The organism is Nocardia sp. FDAARGOS_372, from assembly GCF_002554515.1.
GTDB classification, from domain to species: domain Bacteria; phylum Actinomycetota; class Actinomycetes; order Mycobacteriales; family Mycobacteriaceae; genus Nocardia; species Nocardia farcinica.
The window spans coordinates 5,332,473-5,350,635 of sequence record NZ_PDDW01000001.1; the positions used below are offsets into that span (position 1 = coordinate 5,332,473).

General features: G+C 71.0%; 17 protein-coding genes. 12 read left to right on the top strand and 5 right to left on the bottom strand.

What is annotated here, in order from left to right:
* Positions 1 to 99 precede the first annotated feature (99 nt).
* Positions 100 to 285 (top strand): hypothetical protein, encoded by a 186-nt coding sequence (locus tag CRM89_RS25080; RefSeq protein ID WP_060593614.1) that lies wholly within the window; start codon positions 100 to 102, stop codon positions 283 to 285.
* 175 nt (positions 286 to 460) lie between these two features.
* Entirely contained in the window at positions 461 to 1,222 is a 762-nt protein-coding gene (locus CRM89_RS25085) for a polyprenol monophosphomannose synthase (protein WP_255266262.1), read from the top strand.
* 1 nt (position 1,223) lies between these two features.
* Here CRM89_RS25085 and CRM89_RS25090 read toward each other — a convergent pair whose 3' ends face one another.
* Together CRM89_RS25090 and CRM89_RS25095 are read right to left on the bottom strand one after the other, a co-directional pair.
* Entirely contained in the window at positions 1,224 to 2,624 is a 1,401-nt protein-coding gene (locus CRM89_RS25090) for a 1-acylglycerol-3-phosphate O-acyltransferase (RefSeq protein ID WP_098086466.1), read from the bottom strand.
* Positions 2,621 to 5,065 (bottom strand): glycerol-3-phosphate 1-O-acyltransferase, encoded by a 2,445-nt coding sequence (locus CRM89_RS25095; RefSeq protein WP_098086467.1) that lies wholly within the window; start codon positions 5,063 to 5,065, stop codon positions 2,621 to 2,623. The genes CRM89_RS25090 and CRM89_RS25095 overlap by 4 nt, the downstream gene beginning before the upstream one ends.
* 214 nt (positions 5,066 to 5,279) lie before the next feature.
* Between CRM89_RS25095 and nbtS the strand changes: the two genes are divergently transcribed.
* Positions 5,280 to 6,596 carry a nocobactin biosynthesis salicylate synthase NbtS gene (gene nbtS / locus CRM89_RS25100; RefSeq protein WP_098086468.1) on the top strand — a complete coding sequence of 439 codons (1,317 nt, stop codon included), beginning with the start codon at positions 5,280 to 5,282 and terminating at the stop codon, positions 6,594 to 6,596.
* Positions 6,597 to 6,693: 97 nt separating this feature from the next.
* On the opposite strand, the gene CRM89_RS25105 is transcribed toward nbtS, so the two are convergent.
* Positions 6,694 to 8,304: a (2,3-dihydroxybenzoyl)adenylate synthase gene (locus CRM89_RS25105; protein ID WP_011207152.1), complete on the bottom strand. Its 1,611-nt coding sequence runs from the start codon at positions 8,302 to 8,304 to the stop codon at positions 6,694 to 6,696.
* Between the two features lie 85 nt (positions 8,305 to 8,389).
* On the opposite strand from CRM89_RS25105, the gene CRM89_RS25110 reads away from it, so the two are divergent.
* From CRM89_RS25110 to CRM89_RS25125, 4 genes are all read left to right on the top strand, one after another.
* A complete protein-coding gene (locus CRM89_RS25110; protein ID WP_098086469.1) occupies positions 8,390 to 9,265 on the top strand; it encodes an oxidoreductase in 876 nt (291 codons plus the stop codon).
* A gap of 122 nt (positions 9,266 to 9,387) precedes the next feature.
* The gene (locus tag CRM89_RS25115; protein WP_060593610.1) at positions 9,388 to 9,861 is read left to right on the top strand and encodes a carboxymuconolactone decarboxylase family protein; all 474 of its coding nucleotides are present in this window, start codon (positions 9,388 to 9,390) and stop codon (positions 9,859 to 9,861) included.
* A gap of 273 nt (positions 9,862 to 10,134) precedes the next feature.
* Positions 10,135 to 11,217 (top strand): 3-deoxy-7-phosphoheptulonate synthase, encoded by a 1,083-nt coding sequence (locus CRM89_RS25120; RefSeq protein WP_011207155.1) that lies wholly within the window; start codon positions 10,135 to 10,137, stop codon positions 11,215 to 11,217.
* A 9-nt stretch (positions 11,218 to 11,226) separates the two neighbouring features.
* Positions 11,227 to 11,754 carry a cyclopropane-fatty-acyl-phospholipid synthase family protein gene (locus tag CRM89_RS25125; RefSeq protein ID WP_098086470.1) on the top strand — a complete coding sequence of 176 codons (528 nt, stop codon included), beginning with the start codon at positions 11,227 to 11,229 and terminating at the stop codon, positions 11,752 to 11,754.
* Between the two features lie 69 nt (positions 11,755 to 11,823).
* On the opposite strand, the gene CRM89_RS25130 is transcribed toward CRM89_RS25125, so the two are convergent.
* Positions 11,824 to 12,042, bottom strand: coding sequence for a hypothetical protein (locus CRM89_RS25130; RefSeq protein WP_011207157.1), 219 nt, complete (start codon positions 12,040 to 12,042; stop codon positions 11,824 to 11,826).
* A gap of 190 nt (positions 12,043 to 12,232) precedes the next feature.
* On the opposite strand from CRM89_RS25130, the gene CRM89_RS25135 reads away from it, so the two are divergent.
* Both CRM89_RS25135 and CRM89_RS25140 read left to right on the top strand, forming a co-directional pair.
* Positions 12,233 to 13,411 carry a pyridoxal phosphate-dependent aminotransferase gene (locus CRM89_RS25135; RefSeq protein WP_060593608.1) on the top strand — a complete coding sequence of 393 codons (1,179 nt, stop codon included), beginning with the start codon at positions 12,233 to 12,235 and terminating at the stop codon, positions 13,409 to 13,411.
* 44 nt (positions 13,412 to 13,455) lie between these two features.
* Positions 13,456 to 14,010 (top strand): dihydrofolate reductase family protein, encoded by a 555-nt coding sequence (locus CRM89_RS25140; protein ID WP_011207159.1) that lies wholly within the window; start codon positions 13,456 to 13,458, stop codon positions 14,008 to 14,010.
* A gap of 145 nt (positions 14,011 to 14,155) precedes the next feature.
* Here CRM89_RS25140 and CRM89_RS25145 read toward each other — a convergent pair whose 3' ends face one another.
* Positions 14,156 to 14,800, bottom strand: a complete 645-nt coding sequence (locus CRM89_RS25145; protein WP_098087116.1) for a LysE family translocator — start codon at positions 14,798 to 14,800, stop codon at positions 14,156 to 14,158.
* Positions 14,801 to 15,086: 286 nt separating this feature from the next.
* Between CRM89_RS25145 and CRM89_RS25150 the strand changes: the two genes are divergently transcribed.
* Genes CRM89_RS25150 through CRM89_RS25160 form a run of 3 tightly spaced genes read left to right on the top strand, consistent with a single transcriptional unit; the run spans position 15,087 to position 18,114 of the window.
* The gene (locus tag CRM89_RS25150; protein ID WP_098086471.1) at positions 15,087 to 16,745 is read left to right on the top strand and encodes a DNA repair helicase XPB; all 1,659 of its coding nucleotides are present in this window, start codon (positions 15,087 to 15,089) and stop codon (positions 16,743 to 16,745) included.
* 40 nt (positions 16,746 to 16,785) lie between these two features.
* Entirely contained in the window at positions 16,786 to 17,451 is a 666-nt protein-coding gene (locus CRM89_RS25155) for a DUF3239 domain-containing protein (RefSeq protein WP_060593606.1), read from the top strand.
* Between the two features lie 27 nt (positions 17,452 to 17,478).
* Positions 17,479 to 18,114 (top strand): LysE family translocator, encoded by a 636-nt coding sequence (locus CRM89_RS25160; RefSeq protein ID WP_098086472.1) that lies wholly within the window; start codon positions 17,479 to 17,481, stop codon positions 18,112 to 18,114.
* The last annotated feature ends 49 nt before the right edge of the window (positions 18,115 to 18,163 follow it).

An 18,163-nucleotide genomic window follows, 5' to 3' on the forward strand; every position in this document is an offset into this window, starting at 1 on the left:
CGCGCCCGGCGCCCGCAGCGTGGTGACCCGCCTGTCGAGGGCGCGCCGCACCTGGCGCGAACCCGACCCAGCGAACCGCGGAGGTGGGATGCTGGGGGTATGGCTGAACGGTGGTACTACTGCTTGAAGCACCAGCGTGCCGAGCGGGGCAGGCAGTGCTGGTTCCGGGACCGGATGGGGCCCTATCCGGACCGCGCGACGGCCGAGCGCGCGCTCGAGATCGCCCGGGCCCGCAACGAGTACGAGGACGCCCGCGACCGCGCCTGGCGCGAGGGCGACCGATAGCGCCGCTGCGGCGCAACCCTTTTCACCGGCCACACCGGTGCGGCGGCGTCGTCGCAGGTCGGTGACTTGATCTTGGTCCGGCGCCGGGGCGCCGGCCGGGTCGCGGCCGCTCAGGTCCTCGTCAGGTGGATCAAGTACGGTTTCTCAGAAATCGACGATTGCTCGGCGGTCCGGCGTGGGCCCGCGAGCTGGACCAGGTGAGCAGGGAGGGCGACCCTTGAGGGTTACCGTTGTTGTGCCGACCTACAACGAGCGGGAGAATCTGCCGGTGGCGGTGGCGCGGCTGACCGCGCTGCCGGTGTCGGACCTGCACATCCTCGTCGTCGACGACAACTCGCCGGACGGCACCGGGGAGGTGGCCGACAAGCTGGCCGCCGATCTGCCGAATGTCGTCGGGGTCCTGCACCGCACCGAGAAGGACGGCCTCGGCCGGGCCTACGTGGCGGGCATCACCCGCGCGCTCGACGAAGGCGCCGATGTGGTGATCCAGATGGACGCCGACCTCTCCCATCCCGCCGAGGTCATCCCCGCGATGCTGGACAAGCTGCGCGACACCGACGCCGGTGTGGTGCTCGGCTCCCGCTACGTGCCGGGCGGTTCCACCGCCGAGGAGTGGAAGTGGTACCGCAAGGCCCTGTCGGCCTGGGCGAACTTCTACGTCAACCTGATCCTGCGGCTCGGCGTCAAGGACGCGACCGCCGGGTTCAAGGCGTGGAAGGCCGAGACCCTGCGTGCCATCGACGTCGCCTCCATCCGCAGCAACGGCTACTCGTTCCAGGTGGAGATGAACTACCGCACGGTCAAGAAGGGCATCACCATCGCCGAGGTGCCGATCCGCTTCGAGGAGCGCACCAAGGGCGCGTCCAAGATGAGTCTGAAGGTGCAGCTGGAGTCGGCGCTGATGCCGTGGAAGCTGCTGTTCGGCCGCTCGGTCTGAGTCAACGGTCCGGCTCCGGCCAGTCCAGCAACGTCCGCAGGAACAGCAGGCGGACCTGCTCGACGCGTTCGTCGAGGTCGGCGGGATCCCAGCCGCGCACGTCGATCGGGTCGAGGATCGCCACGTCGACGGTGCCGCTGCGCGCGATCATCGAGTTGCGCCAGGCGATGTCGCCGGCGTTGCGGATCACCACCGGGATCACGGGCACACCCGCCTGGAGCGCGATGTGGAAGGCGCCCTTCTTGAACGGGCCCACCTCCGGGCTGTAGGACCGGGTGCCCTCGGGCGCGACGGCGATCGACAACCCGCTGCGCAACGTGTCCACCACCGGGGCCAGTGCCGCCCTGGCCCGTTCGGTGCTGGAGCGGTCGATGAAGGTGACCCCGACGAACCGCATGAGCGGTCCGAACACCGGATTGCGGGTGAGCTCCTTCTTGCCGATGCCGGTGACCCCGCCGCCGAGCACGTACGGGACGATGATGACGTCGAATTGGCTCTGGTGGTTGAACAGGAACACCGCAGGCCGCGGCGAGCGCGCGTTGTGCGCCCCGCTCACCCGTACTCGCACGCCCAGGGTGGCCAGCGTGGCCCGCGTGCCGAGGGCCATCAGCCCGTCGGCCATCGCCCGGCGCCGCCGGGTGGGCGCCTTGACCAGCACACCGGCCGACGCACCGCCCAGCAACGCCGCGAACCCGGCGACGGTGCGCGCGTAGTCCACCGGCCGCGGGTTTCGCCTGCGGCGGAACGACGCCGCGTCGATCGGCGCGGGCTCCGGGCACACCGGAACGGGGTGACCGGCCAGGCCGAGCAGCGCGGTGTCCCCCGCGTTACCGGTGTAGACCCAGCCGCGGGCGGGATCCAGGCCGCGCGCCCGTGCGAAGGCGCGGACGGCCTCGGCTTTGTCGCCGCGCCACAGCGCCTTTCCGCGTACCTGGCCGGTGAGCACGCCGTCGCTGTCGGTGTCCAGGGTGGTGCCCAGCACGTGCTCGATGCCGAGTTCCTCGGCGACGGGGGCGAGCTGGTAGCGGGTCTGCTCGCCGACCAGCACCACCGTGTGCCCGCGGGCCCGGTGGGCCCGGACCAGCTGCCAGGCTTCGGGATACAGATGCCCGTAGACCCTGCTGCGGAACAGTCGGCGGCCGACCGCGGTGATCTCCTCGTGCCGCCGCCCCGCCAGCGTCGTGCAGGCGCGGTGCAGGAACCGGCTGTACCGGCCGTCGTCCATGCCGCCGCGCAGGCCGTCGAGCAGCACCCGCGCGACCGGGTCCGTGCGCCGGGGCAGCAGGCGCCGCGGCGGCGGGGTCTCGTCGAGTACGGCCGACAGATCGAAGACCGCGAGCACCGCGGGGCCTTCGGGTGCCGCGCGCACGGCCGCGAGCAGCTCGTCCTGCCGCACGCTCATCGCGTCACCGGGCCGAGGGTGTTGGAGGGGTCGAGCGTGGCCGCCAGCGAGATACGGGCCCCGATCGCGCGCAACTGCTCGGCGAATTCGGCGCGGCGCCGGGCCAGGTCGGCGCGCTCGGCGGTGTCCTCGGGGTCGGCCGGGCCGAGCAGGTCGTGGTTGTCGGCGAGTTTCACCGCGGACGCGAACAACTCGGTCGACACCGATTCCGGGCTGTGCAGACGCCGTTGCAGCAGCATCTGTCGGCCCACCGCCACGCATTCGGCGATGAGTTCCTTCCGCTCGATCGGGGTGGCCGGGTCCTTGTCGGCCAGCCGCTCGGCGAGCACCAGTTGCGCGTCGAAGAAGGAGCGCAGCACGCGGTGGGCCATCATGAAGCCCGAGGCCCGCAGCTTGGCGACGATCTCGCTGCCGAGGGTGTCGCGGCGGCGGCCGTTCCAGTCCGGGTCGACCAGCAGCATCTCGGCGGTGAGCTGCGCGGTGAACTCGGCACGGTCGGGGAAGAAGAACTCGAACTTCAGCAGGTCGCGCAGCCGGAAGGCCTCGTCCCAGCCCGCGCGCAACTCGTCGGTGCCGGTCGTCTCCACGGCGGCCAGGATGGACAGTTCCATGATGGCCCGGTTGACGAACCAGTGCACCGCGCTGTTGCGGTAGAACGCCGCCTCCAGATGCGCGCCGCTCTCGATCGAATACACCGGCTCGATACCGCCGCGATAGACGGTCACCACCTTGGCCAGCGACAGTTGTTCCAGCACAACGGCCAGCGAGCGCTCGTCGCACAACGCGTCCAGCTCGCCCGAGGGCAGCTCGCGTTTGCGGATGTAGTCGATCACCGGCGCCAGCAGGGTGCGCACCTCGCCGAGGGTGAGCGCGCGTTCCTCGACCCCCAGCAGGGCCAGCGTGACCAGTGCGTTCACCGTGATCGGGGTGACCTTGTTGATGCCGACGGCGACCTCGAAGGCCAACCGCTGCACGGCCCGTCGCTCGCGGTCGGCGAGTTCGGCGTCGGCCTGTGTCGCGCCCGCCTGCTGCCCGTCGCCGCCGTGCAGCGGGATGGTGAGCGGCGGAGCGTGCAGCGGGTCACCGTGCGCGGCGAGCCGCTCACGCGCGGAGAGCGGATCGCCGAAGCGCACGTAGACGTGCCCGGCCGAATGCTGCTGGCTGCGGATGTAGCGGGCCAGCCAGGTCAGGCCCTCGGGTTTCTTGGTGCCGCCCAGTTGTTCGGTGGCGATGGCGCCGAGCTCGTTGAGCCGTTCGTAGGTGATCGAGACCGGCACCAGCATCACGTCTTCGATCCGGTCGGTGCGCACCGCGGAGGCGAGGTAGTTCAACAGGCCGTAGCGGGGCGGGCGCAGTTTGCCGGTTCTGGTTCGACCACCCTCGAAATACCACTCCATGTTGAAGCGCTTGGTCAACAGGTAGGCGAAGTACTCCTCGACGACGGCCTTGTAGACCTCGTCGTCGCCGAAACTGCGGCGGATGAACACGGTTCCGGTGCGCCGGGCGATCGGCCCGATCGGCCAGAACCGCAGGTTCGCCCCGCCGATGACGTGGTTGGGCGGGAAGTCGTTGCGGGCGAGCACGTCACCGAGCACGAAGGCGTCCACATACGAGCGGTGCGAGGGCAGGAACACCAGCGGATACCGCCGGTTGAGCGCGCGCAGCTGCGCCAGGCCGGAGGAGTCGGTGTCGACTTTCCAGGTCGAGGCGTGCACCGGCCGCATGGCCTGGGTGAACAGGTCCGACACGAACCGGGATTGGGCGGCGACCAGTTCGTGCAGCGCCTTCTCCGCGCGGCGATACACCTCCTGCGGATCGGCGCCGATCCGGTCGGCGATCAGTTCGAGCCTGCGGAGGAAGTCCGGTGAATCCAGGATCTCCTCGGCCACCAGCCGCGGCACCTTGTACCGGTTGCCGATGATCGATCGCTCGGCCCGCTCCAGTGCCACCACCGCGGCGCGCACGATCGCGCGGGCGAACGGTTCGCTCGTTCCCGCGGCGTGCAGCGCGGCGGCTTCGGGGTTGTTGGCCCGCAATTCGCTCAGCCGGGCGGGCTGACCGGTCAGGATGACGTGGCGGTCGGGCGCCTTGCGCACCAACCGCCGCTGCACCAGCCGATTCGGCTTGCGCGGGTTGGTGAGCAGCGCCAGGTCGGCGAAGCTCATCCGCCGCACGCCGTCGCGTTCGGGCGGTAGCCACAGAACCCGGACCGGCACCACCAGCGGATCGTCGCGGCGGCCGACCAGCCGGGCGGCGACGGCCTGCGCGTCGAGATCGAGTTGCGTGACGGGCGCGCCGGTGCCGCATTCGCGGGCGACGCCGCCCTCGGCCACCCAGGTGCCGATCAGCTCGCGTTCCACCCCGGAGCTCGCGTCGACCAGGGCCACCACCGACCGTGGCCCCGCGTCCGTGGTGTCGGGAACGCCGGCGTGATCGATCATGGGGGCCTCCGTGTCTGTCTGCCGTGCCGGGCATCCCGGCGGGCTCCCCATTGTCGCGCGCCGGGTCCCGCGCGCGCCGCGACTTCGCCGTAGCGGGTGCGTTGCGGGGGACGTGCCGCGGTCTCCGCTGTGGTCCCGGGCACACCCGTGCGACACCGAGGTAATGCTAACCTTACCTCTCACAAGTTAGGTCAGCTTAACCTTTGGAGGATCGTTGTCGACCACGGACGAGCGCTCGCGCGTTGAGTATGTGACCGATCCGGCGGCAGCGATGTCCCGGTTGGCGTCGGCGGACCGGTTCGGCGAATACGTGATGTACGAGCGCCCCGGGCAATGGGTGTTCGCGGCCGACCCGATCGGCAGCATCGAACTCGACGCCAGCGAACTGCGGGTCACGTGGGAAGGCGAGACCACGGTGTCGCGGTGGGAGGGCTCGCCCGCGCGCGCCCTGGACCGCGCGCTCGGCATGCTTCCCGCGGGCTCGGCCAAGGCCTACGGCTGGATCGGTTTCGAGTTCTGCGCGTGGGCGCTCGCGGCCACCGACCACGTCGACGAGCGGACCTCGCTGGCGCACCTGATGATTCCGCGCATCGAGGTGGTCGTGGACGAGTCCGGCGTGCGGGTCGGCGGCGCGACGCCCTCGGAGACCGCCGACATCCACGATCTGATCGCGGCCGCCCAGGACACCGACCTACCGCAGCCGCATCCGATCGACGTGCGCATCGATCCCACCGGCTATCGGGACCGGGTGGCCGAGGCGGTCGCCGAGATCGGCGCGGGCCGCTACCAGAAGGTGATCCTGTCGCGGAAGGTCGACTTGCCCTTCACCGTCGACGTGCCCGCCACCTACCGGCTCGGCCGCGCGAACAACACGCCCGCGCGCTCGTTCCTGCTGCGGCTGGGCGGCCTGGAATCGGCGGGCTTCAGCCCCGAACTGGTCGCCTCCGTCGACGAGGACCGGGTGGTCACCACCGAGCCGCTGGCGGGCACCCGCGCCTTCGGCCGCGGCCACGAGGTCGACATGGCCGCCCGCGCCGACCTGGTGAGCGACCCGAAAGAGATCGTGGAGCACGCCATCTCGGTGCAGACCTCCTTCGCCGAGATCAGCGCGGTCGCCGATCCGGGCACCCCCGCGGTGTCGGACTTCATGGCCGTGCGCGAGCGCGGCAGCGTGCAGCACCTGGCCTCGACCGTGCGCGGCAGGCTCGCGGCCGACCGCTCCAGCTGGGATGCCCTGGAAGTGCTGTTCCCGTCGGTCACCGCGTCGGGCATCCCCAAGCGCGAGGGCGTCGACTCGGTCTTCCGGCTCGACGGCGCACCGCGCGGCCTGTACTCCGGTGCGGTGGTGACCGTTTCGCCGACCACCGGCGCGCTGGAGGCGACGCTGGTGCTGCGGGCGGTCTACCAGACCGCCGAGGGCGCGTGGCTGCGCGCGGGCGCGGGTGTGGTCGGGCAGTCGCGGCCGGAGCGGGAATTCGAGGAGACCTGCGAAAAGCTCGGCAGCATCGCGCCCTACGTGGTCAAGGCCTGAGACACCCGAGACGACACCGGCGAAACCACAACGGGCGGCGCACCTTTCCGGTGGGCCGCCCGTCGTCGGTCTCAGGAGTCGGCCTCGGCGACGGGTGTCAGGACTGGGTGGCCCGCAGCACCTTCTTGTCGATCTTGCCGACCGCGGTGAGCGGCAGGGTGTCGGCCTGGCGCAGCACGTCGGGCAGCTTGAAGGTGGCCAGGCCGCGGCCGAGCAGGAACTTCTTGACCTCCGCCAGACTCGGCATGTCCCCGTCGACGACCAGCACCGCGCAGACCTTTTCGCCGAGGGCGGCATCGGGCAGCCCGACCGCGGCCGCGTGCCGCACGGCCGGATACGCGAGCAGGTGCTCCTCGAGCTCGTCGCAGGAGATGTTCTCCCCGCCGCGGTTGATGACGTCCTTGATCCGCCCGGAGACGATCAGGTGTCCCGACGGCAGCACCCGCACCAGGTCCCCGCTGCGGTAGTAGCCGTCGGGGGTGAACGCGCGGGCGTTGTGCTCGGGGGCGCGGTAATAGCCGCGAATGGTGTAGGGGCCGCGGGTCAGCAGCTCACCCTCCTCGCCGGGCGCCACGTCGTTGCCCTCGCCGTCGACGACGCGCACCTCGTCGGCGGGGGAGAGCGGGCGGCCCTGCGTGGTGCAGATCAGGTCCTCGGGGTCGTCGAGACGGGTGTAGTTGAGCAGGCCCTCGGCCATGCCGAACACCTGCTGCAACGTCGCGCCCAGCGCGGGGGTGACCTCCCTGGCGTTCACGTCGGCCAGGCGCGCGCCGCCCACCTGCAGCAGCCGCAGCGAACCGAGGTCGGCCTCCTCCCATTCCACGGCCGCGCACCACAACTGGGCCAGCGGCGGCACCACGGCGGTGACGGTCACCCGGTGGCGTTCGATGACGGCGAAGGCGTTCTCCGGGCTGGGATCGGTGACGAAGGCGACCGCCGCGCCGACGCTCACGCTGCCCAGGATGCCGGGGCAGGCCAGCGGGAAGTTGTGCGCGGCGGGCAGGGTCGCCAGGTAGACGTCCTCGGCGGTGAGTTCGCAGAGCTCGGCGCTGGCGGTGGCGTTGTAGACGTAGTCGTCGTGGGTGCGCGCGATCAGCTTCGGCAGGCCGGTGGTGCCGCCGGAGACCAGCATCAGCGCGATGTCGCTCGGGTCGATCTCGGGCAGCGAATCGCCGTCGCGGGCAATGCCGCTCAGGTCGGTGAACGGGCCCGCGTCGCCGAGGACGAGCACGTGCCGCAGGCTCGGGACGTTGTCGCACACGGTCGCGGCCAGTTCGCGGTAGTCGAAATCGCCCTGCCGGTCGGCGATGATGTAGGCGACGGCCTCCGACAGCGTGGCCAGGTGCTCGATCTCGGCCCGGCGATGGGCGGGCAGGGTCAGCACCGGGATGATGCCGGCACGGAGCAGACCGAACAGCACGGTGAGGAATTCGGGCACGTTGGGGAGCTGGACGACCACCCGGTCGCCCGGGGCGATGCCCAGCGCGAGCAGGCCGTGGGCCATCCGGTCGGCCTCGGCGTCGACCCAGGCGTAGTCGCGGGCGCCGTCGTCGGTGAGCAGGGCGGTGCGGCCGGGATGGGCGCTCGCGGTGGCGCGCAACAGGTCGCCCAGCGGCCTGCCGGTCCAATAGCCCGCGGCCCGGTACGCCTCGGCCGTCTCGGCGGGGAAGGGCACGTAGCCGTCCCGATGGTCGGTGGTTGTCGTCACGGTTGCCTCACAGGTCCGGATATTTGGTTAGGCAACCCTATCTCAGTCCTCGGCGGCGCGGACCCCGGCGGGCTACACTCGCCGCATGAGCCGTTGGGACACCGCGAACATCCCGGATCAGAGCGGTCGGACGTTCATCGTCACGGGGGCCAACAGCGGGCTCGGCGCCGTCGCCGCTCGCGCGCTGGCACGGGCGGGCGCGGACGTCGTGTTGGCCTGCCGCAACCTCACCAAGGCGGAGAAGGTGGCCGCCGAGATCGGCGCGCGGGCCACCGTCCGCGAACTGGACCTGGCGGATCTGGCCTCGGTGCGGGCCTTCGCCGCGGGTACCGAGCGGGTGGACGTGCTGATCAACAACGCGGGTGTGATGGCGGTGCCGCACCGCACCACCGCGGACGGTTTCGAGATGCAGATCGGCACCAATCATCTCGGTCACTTCGCGCTGACCGGGCTGCTGCTGGACAAGATCACCGACCGGGTCGTCACGGTGTCCAGCGGCGCGCACGCGGTCGGTCGGATCGACCTGGCCGATCTCAACTGGGAGCGGCGCCGCTACCAGCGCTGGCTCGCCTACGGTCAGTCCAAGCTGGCCAATCTGCTGTTCGCGTACGAATTGCAGCGCAGGCTCAGCGCGGCGGGCTCACCCATCCTGTCGGTGGCCGCGCACCCCGGCTACGCGGCCACCGAATTGCAGTCGCACACCGAGACTTTCCTCGATTCGGTGATGAACGTGGGCAACCGCATCCTCGCGCAGACCGCGGAGATGGGGGCGCTGCCCGAACTGTTCGCGGCCACCATGCCCGTCGAGCCGGGCGCCTTCTACGGCCCCACCGGGCTCGGCGGCATGCGCGGCTACCCGGGCCGCTGCGGCTCGACCAAGGCCTCCCGCGACGAGCGGGTGGCCGGCGAGCTGTGGGCGTTGTCGGAACGGCTCACCGGGGTGACCTACTCGTTCGACTGACCGCGCTCCGGTTGCTGTGACGGGCCTCACAATTCGCGGTGTCACAGTCCGGCGGGCCACGTCGTCGTCTCGGTATACACGCCCGGTGACGGACCGGGCGGGAGACGTGACAGGAGCAGGTCATGGAACAGCGGTTCGACTTCATGGGGCAGCAGGCCGGCGCGAAGTTCATCAAGCGGATCAACAACGCGGGCATGGTGGTCGGGGAGACCACGCTGCCGCGGTCGACGCAGGAACTGGTGCTGCTGCGGGTGAGCCAGGTCAACGGCTGCGGGTTCTGTGTCGACATGCACTACAAGGACGCGGTGCACGAGGGCGAGGATCCGGTGCGGCTCAACCTGGTCGCCGCCTGGCGGGAGGCGACGGTGTTCACCGAGGCCGAGCGGGCGGCGCTGGCCTTCGCCGAGGAGTCGGCCCGGCTCGCCGACGCCCACCAGGGCGTGTCCGACGAGACCTGGGCGCAGGTGCGCAAGCACTACGACGACGATCAGATCGCGGGCCTGATCATGGTCGTCGCACTGATCAACGCATACAACCGGATCAACGTCATCACCCGCACCCCCGCGGGCGGATACGTGCCGGGGCAGTTCGCGTGAGCGTCGCTCGGGCGACATCGGGCACTGCCTGAGGGTGAATTCGCGGGGGTCATCGGCGTCCTCCGTTGGCCCCCGCGTCACCCGGCTGCCTGTGCCTGGTACAGTCTTCGTCGTGCAGCGCGCGTATTTCTGGTTTAGCAAGCCGGCCCTGGGTGGGTCGGTCTGCGGCAACCACATGCGCTGACTCTTCCACCCCGAGCCGGATGATGGACCGGCTCGACGGTGTTCGCAATCTTCCGTGGGTCGGCCTGACGAAAAGGAAACCGACACACGATGACTACCGCAGCCGATGTCGACGCGCGGCATTCCGATCTCGACGACCAGCGCACCCTGTCGGTGAGCCCGTTGCGCTCGCCCGCCGAGGTGCGCATGGTGCACCCGATCACCGACGACCTCGCCGATACCGTCCGGGCGGGCCGTAAGGCCACCGTCGAGGTGCTCGACGGCACCGACGACCGCCTGATGGTGATCGTGGGCCCGTGCTCGGTGCACGACCCCGCCGCCGCCCTCGACTACGCCCGGCGCCTGGCCGCCAAGGCCGCCGAACTCGACGACCGCCTGCACGTGGTGATGCGGGTGTACTTCGAGAAGCCGCGCACCAGCCTGGGCTGGAAGGGCCTGGTCAACGATCCGCACCTGGACGGCTCCTTCGACGTCAACACCGGTCTGGGCATCGGCCGCAAGTTGCTGGTCGACATCACCGCGCTCGGCCTGCCGGTCGCGTGCGAGTTCCTCGATCCGATCACCCCGCAGTACATCGCCGATCTGGTGTCCTACGGCGCGATCGGCGCGCGCACCGCGGCCAGCCAGGTGCACCGCCAGCTCAGCAGCGCGCTGTCCATGCCGGTCGGCATCAAGAACGGCACCGACGGTGACGTCCAGGTCGCGGTCGACGGTGTGCGCGCGGCCGCGGCCAGCCACGTCTTCCCCGGTACCGATCTCGACGGGCGCGCCGCGCTGATCCGCACCACCGGCAACCCGGACTGCCACGTCATCCTGCGCGGCGGCAGCAACGGCACCAACTACGACGCGGCCTCGGTGGCCGAGGCGTGCCTGCGGCTGGAGAAGGCCGGGCTGGCGCGCCGGGTCGTCGTGGACGCCAGCCACGGCAACAGCAACAAGGACCACAACAAGCAGGTCGACGTGGTGGCCGACATCGCCGAGCGGATCGCGGGCGGTGAGCGCGAGGTCGTCGGCGTGATGCTGGAGAGCTTCCTGGTGGCGGGCCGCCAGGACCTCACCCTCGGCCGGTCGGCGGATCTGGTCTACGGCCAGTCGATCACCGACGCCTGCCTGGACTGGGAGACCACCGCCGCACAGCTCGACCGCCTGGCCGAGGCCGTCGCGGCGCGCTAGCCTCGCGCGATGGGCGACGAGCGGTTCGGCTGGTTCGCCGAGATGCTCGACCTCGGCGAGGGTGATCTGGTGCTCGAGATCGGCCCCGGATCCGGCGCCTCGCTGGGGGAGCTGGCGCGGCGGCTGGTCCGGGGGCGGGTCGTCGGCATCGATCGGTCGGCCACCGCGGTCGACCGCGCCGCCCGCAGGTACGCCGCCGCCATCGAGTCGGGCCGGATCACGGTGGCGCACAGCGACTTCCGTGCCCTCGACGCCGGCCGGGTCCGCGCCGACTTCGACGCGCCCGCGGGTTTCGACCGGATTCTCGCGGTGAACGTCAACCTGTTCTGGACCACCCGGGCGAGTGCCGAGCTCGCGTTGATCCGCGCGTTGCTCGCGCCCGGTGGTTCGCTGCTGCTCGGTTACGGCTACGGCGTGGTGTCCGAGGGCCCGGTTCCGTCCGCCGACCGGCTCGTCGAGCATCTGGCCGCGGCGGGTTTCGGGTCCGAGGTCCGCACGCGTGGTGCGCTGCTGGCGGTGCGGGCGAGGCCGTCCTGACCGGGAAACGGCGACGGTGCCGCACGAAGAACTCCGTGCGGCACCGTCGTCCGGCTCGTTCGGGAAGGATCACGGGTAGCTCGAGCCGGTGAACCAGTCACCGGTCGAGGAGCCGACACCGCCGTCGGGGGTGGACGAGCCCAGGCCCGCGTCTCCGGTGGAGGAGCCGGTGAACCAGTCACCGGTGCCCGCGATCAGATCGTGCGCCACTTCGCGAACCAGACCGAGTACCGTTCCGGCGACCTCCGACGCGGCCGGATGCAGCAACAGGTCGAGATAGGCGGCCATGTGCGCCCCTTTCGATGCACCGCCGCCTGGGCGGCGGCTGTGTTGTGAGGTAGAACACGCAGAGGCTAGCTGTCGCTCGGTCAATCCACAACAGCGCAGGTAGAAGCGCGAAATTGAATGTGAAATATAGCCTTTCGCTATCTGTTCGCAACTTTGGCGATCGCCCGGCTAACCCGACTACCCTCCGGATATGCCCTCACGCCCCGCCACGGTCGAGCGCCTGCGCCCCTTCGCCTCCACGATCTTCGCCGAGATGACCGAACTCGCCGTCCGGCACGAGGCGGTGAACCTCGGCCAGGGCTTCCCGGACACCGACGGCCCCGCCGGGATGCTCGAGGTGGCACGGCAGGCCATCGCCGACGGCGTCAACCAGTACCCGCCGGGCCGCGGCATGCCGGTGCTGCGCCGGGCGATCGCGGCCGACCGCGCCCGCCGTTACGGCACCGAGTACGACCCCGACACCGAGGTGCTGGTGACGGTCGGCGCGACCGAGGCGATCAGCGCCGCCCTGCTCGGGCTGGTCGAACCCGGCCAGGAGGTGGTGCTCATCGAGCCCTACTACGACTCCTACGCCGCCGCCGTCGCGCTGGCGGGTGCCCACCGCCGCACCGCCCACCTGGTCGCCGACGGCGACCGCTTCGTGCTCGACCTCGACAGCCTGCGCGCGGCCGTCACACCGCGCACCCGGATGCTCGTGGTCAACTCCCCGCACAACCCGACCGGCACCGTGCTCGGCCGCGCCGACCTGACGGCGATCGCCGAACTGGCCCGCGAGCACGACCTGCTCGTGCTCACCGACGAGGTGTACGAGCACCTGGTCTACGACGACAACGAGCACATCAGCCTGGCCACGCTGCCCGGCATGGCCGAGCGCACCATCGTGGTCAGCAGCGCGGCCAAGACCTTCAACGTGACCGGGTGGAAGATCGGCTGGGTCTGCGCGCCCGCCTACCTGGTGGATGCCGTGCTGGCCGCCAAACAGTTCCTCACCTTCGTCGGCGGCGGACCGTTCCAGCCCGCCGTCGCGCATGCGCTCACCGAGGAGCAGGAGTGGGTGGCCCGGATGCGGGAATCGCTGTCGGACAAGCGGATCCGGCTGTCGGCGGCGCTGGCCGAGACCGGCTTCGGGGTGCGCGCGAGCGGGGGCGGGTACTTCGTGTGCGCCGACGTCACCCCGCTCGGCACCGCCGACGGACTCGCGTTCTGCCGCGCCCTGCCCGGCACGCTGGGGGTGGCGGCGGTGCCGGTGAGTGTGTTCGCCGACGACACCGCCGCCTGGAACCACCTGGTGCGCTTCACCTTCTGCAAGCAGGACCGGACCCTCGACGAGGGCGTGCGGCGGCTGCGGGCGGGCGCGCGAGTCGGCTGAAAACCCTGCCGCTCGTTGTCAGGTTTTGCTGCGACGATCGCTGCATGACGACGACGCAGTTCTACACCGCCACCACCCTCGACGGCTTCCTCGCCGATTCGGACAATTCGCTGAGCTGGCTGTTCGCCGTGCCGGGTGCGGGGGACGCCGAGGCCGAGACCGAGACGTTCTTCGCCGGGGTCGGTGCGATGTGCATGGGCGCCACCACCTACGAATGGATCCTGGCCAACGACGCGCCGGAGAACTGGGTGAAGAGCTACGGTGACACGCCCTGCTGGGTGTTCACCCACCGCGAGCTGCCGCGCGTTCCCGGCGCGAACCTGCACTTCGTCGCCGAGGACGTGCGGCCCGTCCACGAGCGCATGCGCGAGGCCGCGGGCGGGGCCAACATCTGGGTGGTCGGCGGCGGGGATCTGGCGGGCCAGTTCGCCGACGCGGGTCTGCTCGACGAACTGATCCTCGCCTACGCCCCCGTCACCCTAGGCGCGGGCGCGCCCCTCCTGCCCCGCCGCATCCTCGCCGACCGCCTCACCCTGACCAAGTCCACCACCGTCGGCCAGTTCGCCATGCTCACCTACCGCCTCGCCGCCCCCGCCTGATCGGGATCAGGTGCCGGGCTCGGCGCCGTCGGGAGCGATCGCCGGCAGTCGCGGGCGGTAGGTCCGGTAACGCGCGACGTCGCGCGTCGACAGCCGCGGTCCGGGCACCGCCGCGGGTGGGCTCGCGGCGGTGCCCGGACCGGTGTTATGCGGGGGTCGGGCGGGTGCGGTCGGTGACGAGGGCGAGGGCGACGCCGGCCAGGGCGGTGCCCATCAGGTAGCGCTGGGTGCGCAGCCAGGCGGGGCGGCGGGTGAGGAAGGCCACGAGGGTGCCCGCGCCGAGGACGATGAGGGCGTTCACGGCCAGGGCGACGGTGATCTGGACGGCGCCCAGGCTCAGGCTCTGCAACCAGAGATGACCGCGGGCGGGCACCACGAACTGCGGGATGAGCGCCATGTACATCACGGCGATCTTGGGATTGAGCAGGTTGGTGACCAGGCCCATGGTGAACAGCCTGCGGGCCGGGTCGGCGGGCAGGTCGGCGGGCTCGAACACCGAGGCGCCGCCGGGACGCAGCGCCCGCCACGCCAGCCACAGCAGGTAGGCCGCGCCGGCCAGCTTCACCGCCAGGTACAGGCCGGGCACCAGGGCGAAGACGGCGGTCAGGCCGGCGGTGGCGGCCGCCAGATAGACCGCGAATCCCGCCGCGACACCGCCGAGCGACACCAGCCCGGCCCGCCTGCCCTGCGCCACGGTCCGCGACACCAGGTACATCATGTTCGGTCCCGGCGTGAGGACCATCGCCAGCGCCGCCGCCGCGACACCGAGCACCGCCGCACTCTCGATCATGTCTCGATCCTGGCCCGGCCCGGTGGTGCCCGTCTCGGTCCAGTCGGACATCGCTGGACCGCGCATTCCCGGCCCGCGCATGTCTGGACCGAGCATCCCGGCCCGCGCATCTCTGGACGCGCGTCTCTGAACGCGCATCTCTGGCCCGCGGAACAAAACGCGCACGTCGGACGCTGGAGGGGGGAGAGTGTGCCGCGGGGCCTGTCGGTGGGGTCGGGGACAATGGGCGGCGAATCACGAGTGCGCGGGCCGACCCTGCCCGGCGTGCCGACGACGAGGAGAGACTGTGACCGACGGTCCGCTGATCGTGCAGAGCGACAAGACCCTGCTGCTCGAGGTCGACCACGAGTCGGCCGATATGGCCCGGCAGGCGATCGCGCCGTTCGCCGAGCTCGAGCGCGCCCCCGAGCACGTGCACACCTACCGCATCACGCCGCTGGCGCTGTGGAACGCGCGCGCGGCCGGGCACGACGCCGAGCAGGTGGTCGACGCGCTGGTCAGCTACTCCCGCTACGCGGTGCCGCAGCCGCTGCTGGTCGACATCGTCGACACGATGGCCCGCTACGGCCGGTTGCAGCTGGTCAAGCATCCCGCGCACGGGTTGACCCTGGTCAGCCTGGATCGCGCGGTGCTGGAAGAGGTGCTGCGGCACAAGAAGATCGCGCCGATGCTCGGCGCCCGCATCGATGACGACACCGTCGCCGTGCACCCCTCCGAACGCGGCCGCATCAAGCAGATGCTGCTCAAGATCGGCTGGCCCGCCGAGGACCTGGCCGGTTATGTCGACGGCGAAGCGCATCCGATCGAACTGGACTACGAGGGCGGGCACTGGACGCTGCGCGACTACCAGGAGATGGCCGCCGACTCGTTCTGGGCGGGCGGCTCGGGCGTGGTGGTGTTGCCGTGCGGCGCGGGCAAGACGATGGTCGGCGCGGCGGCCATGGCCAAGGCCAAGGCGACCACGCTGATCCTGGTCACCAACACCGTCGCGGGCAGGCAGTGGCGGCGCGAGTTGCTGGCGCGTACCTCGCTCACCGAGGACGAGATCGGCGAGTACTCCGGTGAACGCAAGGAGATCCGCCCGGTCACCATCGCCACCTACCAGGTGATCACCCGCCGCACCAAGGGCGAGTACAAGCACCTGGAGCTGTTCGACAGCCGGGACTGGGGCCTGGTCATCTACGACGAGGTGCACCTGCTGCCCGCCCCGGTCTTCCGGATGACCGCCGACCTGCAGTCCCGGCGCAGGCTCGGCCTGACCGCCACCCTGGTGCGGGAGGACGGTCGCGAGGGCGATGTGTTCTCCCTCATCGGGCCCAAGCGGTACGACGCGCCGTGGAAGGACATCGAGGCGCAGGGCTGGATCGCGCCCGCGGAGTGCATCGAGGTGCGGGTGACCCTCACCGACGCCGAGCGCATGGCCTACGCCACCGCCGAGCCGGAGGAGCGGTACAAGCTGTGCTCCACCGCGCGCACCAAGATCCCCGTGGTCGAGTCGATTCTGGCCAAGCATCCGGATGCGCCCACCCTGGTGATCGGCGCCTATCTCGAGCAGCTCGAGGAACTGGGCGCGGCGCTGGACGCCCCGGTGATCCAGGGGTCGACGAAGAACAAGGAGCGCGAGGCGCTCTTCGACGCCTTCCGGCGCGGCGAGATCCCGGTGCTGGTGGTGAGCAAGGTGGCCAACTTCTCCATCGACCTGCCGGAAGCCTCGGTGGCCGTGCAGGTTTCGGGCACCTTCGGTTCCCGGCAGGAAGAGGCGCAGCGCCTGGGCCGGCTGTTGCGGCCCAAGCACGACGGCGGTCAGGCGCACTTCTACTCGGTGGTCGCCCGCGACACGCTCGACGCCGAATACGCCGCGCATCGCCAGCGTTTCCTCGCCGAACAGGGCTACGCCTACCGCATCACCGATGCCGACGATTTGCTCGGCCCCGCCATCGGATAAGCGGAGGCAAATCCTCCGCAACGTGTGCTAGGAAGGGTACGTGCGACGCTTCGAATTCGCGGTGGACCGCGGACATGCACACGCGGTGAACGAAGTGCTCGCCGCCATGCGTCGCAGGCGCGTGCTCGCGATCGCCACCGCGATCGCGGCGGCGCTGATCACCGCCGGTCTGATCCGGCTCGACCACCCGTGGTCCTACCTGCTGGCCGTGGCCTTCGCCCTGTGCGCGGTCACGGCGCTGTGGGTGGCGCTGTGGGCGCCGCACCGGTTCGGCATCGAACGGCTCTACGCCGAGGGGGAACTCGTGCCCGCGGTGGTCTCGCAGACCCGCCCGCGCGCCCTGGTGCTGTTGGCGCTGGTCGACGTCTCCGGGCCGGACGCGGCCGATCCGCGCTACGCCCTGGTCACCCGCAAGGTCCGCGAGCTGCCGGGGCACGCGAAGCGGCGCGGGGAGCGGGTGCCCGCCGTGACCGTGCGCACCGACGGCGCGCCGCGCCGGGTGGGGGAGCGCAGGCAGTCGGTCAGCGCGATGCCGATCGCCTGGGCCACCAGGGACCCCGCGGTGATCGACAGGGCCCGCGCCGCCATCACCGAAGTCGAATGGCGGCTGCTCACCGAAAACCTGGATCTCGCCGAACGGGTGCGCCGCACCGCGGCCAAGCGCCTGCTGCTGGACAACCGGTATCTGCCCGACCTCGGTTCCTGACCACCGCCGGTGCGGCATCATGGGCAGATGGTGCCCATGGCGAACCTCCTGGCCTTCACGGCGGCGGCCACCCTCATCGTGGTGATCCCCGGTCCGGGCGTGCTGTTCGCGATCGGCCGGGCACTGGCCCTCGGCCGCCGTGCCGCGCTGGTGTCGGTGGTCGGGCACGCCGCGGGCGTGCTGGTGTGCCTGCTGGTCGTCGCGGTCGGGCTCGGCACCGTGCTGGCCGCCTCGGCGGTCGCGCTGACGGTGGTGAAGATCGCGGGCGCGCTCTACCTGATCCACCTGGGCGTGCAGGCCATTCGTGAGCGCAAGGCGCTGCACACCGCGCTCGGCGCGCCGGTCGCGGCCTGCGCCGATGCGCGGGTGTTCCGCCAGAGCGTGCTCGTCGGGGTGACCAATCCCAAAGCCATCGTGTTCTTCTCGGCCGTGCTGCCGCAGTTCGCCGATCCCGCGGGTTCGCTGCCGGTTCAGTTCCTGATCCTCGGCGCGGTGTTCCTGACGATCGCACTGGTCTCCGACAGCGCCTGGGCGTTGCTGGCGGCCTCGGCGCGGTCCTGGTTCGCGCGCTCGCCGCGCCGGCTGGAAGCTGTCGGCGGCGCGGGGGGAGCGATGATCGTCGGCCTCGGCGCGTCGGTGGCGTTGACCGGTACCGCGAAGTGAACCCGCTACCGTGCTGGTCGAGCCGGTGCGACCGCACCGGCGCGGGGCA

Excerpts from the sequence above, each read along its gene's own strand:
- CRM89_RS25080 (WP_060593614.1), top strand. The coding sequence starts at position 100 with ATGGCTGAACGGTGGTACTACTGCTTGAAGCACCAGCGTGCCGAGCGG.
- CRM89_RS25090 (WP_098086466.1), bottom strand. The coding sequence starts at position 2,624 with ATGAGCGTGCGGCAGGACGAGCTGCTCGCGGCCGTGCGCGCGGCACCC.
- CRM89_RS25095 (WP_098086467.1), bottom strand. The coding sequence starts at position 5,065 with ATGATCGATCACGCCGGCGTTCCCGACACCACGGACGCGGGGCCACGG.
- CRM89_RS25110 (WP_098086469.1), top strand. The coding sequence starts at position 8,390 with ATGAGCCGTTGGGACACCGCGAACATCCCGGATCAGAGCGGTCGGACG.
- CRM89_RS25115 (WP_060593610.1), top strand. The coding sequence starts at position 9,388 with ATGGAACAGCGGTTCGACTTCATGGGGCAGCAGGCCGGCGCGAAGTTC.
- CRM89_RS25120 (WP_011207155.1), top strand. The coding sequence starts at position 10,135 with ATGACTACCGCAGCCGATGTCGACGCGCGGCATTCCGATCTCGACGAC.
- CRM89_RS25125 (WP_098086470.1), top strand. The coding sequence starts at position 11,227 with ATGGGCGACGAGCGGTTCGGCTGGTTCGCCGAGATGCTCGACCTCGGC.
- CRM89_RS25130 (WP_011207157.1), bottom strand. The coding sequence starts at position 12,042 with ATGGCCGCCTATCTCGACCTGTTGCTGCATCCGGCCGCGTCGGAGGTC.
- CRM89_RS25135 (WP_060593608.1), top strand. The coding sequence starts at position 12,233 with ATGCCCTCACGCCCCGCCACGGTCGAGCGCCTGCGCCCCTTCGCCTCC.
- CRM89_RS25140 (WP_011207159.1), top strand. The coding sequence starts at position 13,456 with ATGACGACGACGCAGTTCTACACCGCCACCACCCTCGACGGCTTCCTC.
- CRM89_RS25145 (WP_098087116.1), bottom strand. The coding sequence starts at position 14,800 with ATGATCGAGAGTGCGGCGGTGCTCGGTGTCGCGGCGGCGGCGCTGGCG.
- CRM89_RS25160 (WP_098086472.1), top strand. The coding sequence starts at position 17,479 with ATGGTGCCCATGGCGAACCTCCTGGCCTTCACGGCGGCGGCCACCCTC.